Annotated in this window: 1 protein-coding gene; it reads left to right on the top strand. The window is 64.4% G+C overall.

Annotated features, from left to right (window positions below; genetic code table 11):
* The coding region (locus JNK54_10835; GenBank protein ID MBL8024750.1) for a pyridoxal-phosphate dependent enzyme at nucleotides 1-568 on the top strand (568 nt) is incomplete at both ends.

Below are 568 nucleotides of genomic sequence, written 5' to 3' on the forward strand. Positions count from 1 at the left end.
GACCGAAACCGGCGCGGGGCAGTGGGGCAGCGCGCTCGCGATGGCCTGCAACATGTTTGGGATGGACCTTGAGGTCTATCAGGTCAAAGTCAGCTATCACCAGAAGCCGTATCGCCGCATCATCATGGAGCAATTCGGGGCCAAGGTCTACGCCAGCCCCTCTGAGCGCACGCAGTACGGGCGGGCGCTCCTGGCGGCGAACCCCGACAATCAGGGGTCGCTTGGCATCGCCATCTCCGAGGCTGTGGAAGTGGCCGCGACGTCGGGTGGGGCGAAGAAATACTCGCTCGGCTCAGTGCTCGGCCACGTGCTCATGCACCAGACCGTCATAGGCCAGGAAGCCTTGCTGCAGATGGAGCTCGCAGGCGAGTATCCCGATGTGGTGATCGGCTGCGCTGGCGGCGGCTCGAACTTCGCGGGCTTCGCCTTCCCGTTTGTGCGCGAGAACCTGAAAGAAGGCAAGCGCACCCGCATTATCGCGGCCGAGCCCGCCTCGTGCCCGACGTTGACGCAGGGCACCTACACCTTCGACTACGGCGACTCGGCCAAGATGGCCCCCATCGTCAAG

The sequence above is a fragment of the Elusimicrobiota bacterium genome (assembly GCA_016788905.1).
Taxonomy (GTDB): Bacteria; Elusimicrobiota; Elusimicrobia; order FEN-1173; family FEN-1173; genus JADKHR01.